Origin of the sequence: Inquilinus limosus MP06, from assembly GCF_000767795.1 — a bacterium.
GTDB classification, from domain to species: Bacteria; Pseudomonadota; Alphaproteobacteria; order DSM-16000; family Inquilinaceae; genus Inquilinus; species Inquilinus limosus_E.
Map to the genome: position 1 here is coordinate 1 of NZ_JANX01000654.1, position 3,154 is coordinate 3,154.

A 3,154-nucleotide genomic window follows, 5' to 3' on the forward strand; every position below is an offset into this window, starting at 1 on the left:
ACAGCGCCGTGTAGACGAAGCGGTCGTTGCCGGCCCCGCCCTTCAGCGCGTCGCCGCCCCCGCCGCCGGCGAGCACATCGTCGCCCGCCAGGCCCCACAGCGTGTTGGCGTTGGCGTCGCCGGTCAGCGTGTCGGCGAAGCCGGAGCCCTGCACCTGCTCGATGCCGGTCAGCGTGTCGCCCTGGGCGTCGCCGCCTGCCATCGCGCCGGTCGCCAGGTTCACCGACACCGCGGCGGCCGAGCCGGCATAGACGGCGGTGTCGATGCCCGCCCCGCCGGTGATCGCGTCGGCCCCGCCATCGCCCTCGATGATGTCGTTGCCGTCGCCGCCGTCGATCGTGTCGTCGCCGGCGCCGCCATAGACATTGTCGTGGCCGGCCTCGCCGAAGACCCGGTCGTTGCCGGCCCCGGCATCGACCGAGTCGTTGCCGACACCGCCATGGACGGTGTCGATGCCGTCGCCGCCGACGAGCCGGTCCGCGCCGTCACCGCCGTCGATGGTATCGTCGCCGCCCTCGCCTGAGAGGCTGTCGTCGCCGCCATTGCCGACGAGGGTGTCGTTGCCGAGCTCGCCGCCGATGATGTTTCGGGCATTGTCACCCGTCAGCGCGTCGTCGTTACTCGACCCGTACAGGTTCTCGATCCCGGTCAGAACATCGCCCGCCGCATCGCCGCCCGAGGTTGCGCCAGTCAGCAGGTTGACCGATACCCCGGCCGTCGAGCCCTGGTAGTTGGCGAAGTCCAGCCCGCCACCGCCGTTCAGCACATCGGCGCCCGCCCCGCCGCGGAGCGTGTCGTCGCCGGCGCCGCCGCTCAGGCCATTGACGCCGCCGTCGCCGTACAGCCGGTCGGCGAAGCCCGAGCCGATAAGATTTTCGATCCCGCCCAGCGTGTCGCCCTGGGCGTCGCCGCTCGCGCCGGTTCCGGCGGCCAGATTGACGGCCACCCCCGCGGTCGAGGCATCGTAATAGACCGTGTCGATGCCCGCGCCGCCATTGATGGAATCGGCGCCGTCATAGGCATTGATCGCGTCGTTGCCATTGCCGCCGCTGACGACATCGTTGCCCGCGCCGGAGCGGATCGTGTCGTCGCCGTCGCCGCCGGTCAGCGCATTGGCGCCGGCATCGCCGGTCAGGGTGTCGGCGAAGGTCGAGCCGACCACATTCTCGACATTCTGATAGGTGTCGCCCTGGGCATCGCCGCCGAAGCCCTGGCCGGTGGCCAGGTTCACGATCACCGCCGCGTTGTCGTAGTAGATCGTGTCGATACCGGCGCCGCCGTTGATGGCGTCGGCCCCGCCATAGCTGGCGATCTGGTCGTCGCCGGCGCCGCCGTCGATGATATTGGCCCCGGCGTCGCCGCGCAGCGTGTCGGCGAAGGCCGAGCCGATCAGGTTCTCGATGCCCTGCAGCACGTCGCCCTGGGCGGTGCCGCCCGCGTTAACGCCGAAGGTCAGGTCGGCGAGAACCCCGGCGTTCGACGCGGCATAGCTCGCCGTGTCGGTGCCGGCGCCGCCGTTCAGCGTGTCGGCACCGGCGCCGCCGTCGAGCACGTCATTGCCGTTGCCGCCGGCCAGCACATTGGCCGCGGCGTTGCCGACCAGGGTGTCGTTGAAGCCGGAGCCGGTGACGTTCTCGATATTGGCCAGCGTGTCGCCCTGGGCGTCGCCGCCGGTGTTGGCGTTGGTGAGCAGGTTGACGCTGACCGCAGCGACGGACGCGGCATAGGTCGCCATGTCGGTGCCGCCGGCCCCGTCCAGGCTGTCGGCCCCGGCGCCGCCGTCGAGGAGGTCGTCGCCATCCCAGCCGTAAAGGCTGTTGGCCACGGCGCTGCCGGTCAGCACGTCGTTGAGGGCGGAGCCGTTGACGTTCTCGATGTCGATCAGCGTGTCGCCCTGGGCGTCGCCGCCGGACGCGGCCCCGGTGGCCAGGTTGATGGCCACCGCAACGGACGACCCGTAGTAGACGGCGGTGTCGATGCCGGCGCTGCCGTTCAGCACGTCGCCGAACTGGCCGCCGTCGAGAACGTCGTTGCCGGCCCCGCCGTTCAGCGTGTCGGCGCCGCCGGCGACCGTGATGCCGGCGAAGTTGTCGCCGGTCAGCGCATCGTCGCCGTTGGCGCCGTTCAGGGTGTCGTCGCCGTTGAACCCGACCAGGCTGGTGCCGCTGTTCAGGTTGGCGGTCTGGATGTCGTTGAAGTTGCTGCCCAGCACCAGCTCGAAGCCGGAGAGGACCAGGTTCGAGGCCCCGTCATTCCCAGATCCCATAGCCAGGTTGAGGTTGAGCGCCACGCCGTAGACCCGGGCGTCGAGAAGGTCGTAGCCGTCGCCGCCGATCAGCGTGTCGGCGCCGCCACTGAGCTGGACGTAGTCGTTGCCGGCGCCGGCATCGACCACATTGGCGCCGCCGTCGCCGGCGATCTGGTCGTTGAAGGCGGTGCCGATCACGTTCTCGAAGCCGCTCATGCTGTCGCCCACGGAGTCGCCCGCGGTGCCGAAGGCGTTCAGCGCCAGCCCGATGCCCGATGTGGAGTCGGCGTAGCTGAGCGTGTCGATGCCGGCGCCGCCGTTCATCACGTCGGCGCCGGCGCCGCCCTGGATGGTGTCATTGCCGCCCAGGCCGCTCAGCGTGTCGTCGCCGGCACCGCCATTGATGATGTCGATGCCATCGGGATTCGCCGGGTTGCCCGGATCGGTGCCGGTTAGGGTGTCGTTGCCGGGAGTGCCGTTGAGGGTCTGGGTCACGGAAGCCTCCTGTTTCTCGGTCCGGTACTGCCGACTTTTGCGCATCGACCGGCGTCGGGATGCGCTCGGCTGGTCACGGAATAGGCGGCATTTAGCAGAGGCTTCGCATGTCCGGTTAGGTCCAGATCGGACAAACCATGGGTCCAGTTGCGGCTTCCATGGATCCAGATGGGACCGATCGATGAGTCCAGATTGCACCTGGGGATGAAATACGATTTTATTCAATCGGGGGTTGGTGGCGCGGGAGAGGGCGCGTGGCGGCCGACGACATTCTGTGGCGGCAATTGCTGACGCTGTCGCGCCGGCCCGACATGACGCTGCAGGCGCAGCTGCGCGCCGCCGTCGCCCAGGCGGTGCTGGACCGGCGGCTGCCGCCCGGCGCAGAGCTGCCCTCGTCGCGCCGGCTGGCGG

1 protein-coding gene is annotated in these 3,154 nt (G+C 69.8%); it reads right to left on the bottom strand.

What is annotated here, in order from left to right; genetic code table 11:
• The coding region (locus P409_RS30300) for a beta strand repeat-containing protein (protein ID WP_052121588.1) at nucleotides 1-2,743 on the bottom strand (2,743 nt) is incomplete at its 3' end.
• Between the last annotated feature and the right edge of the window lie 411 nt (nucleotides 2,744-3,154).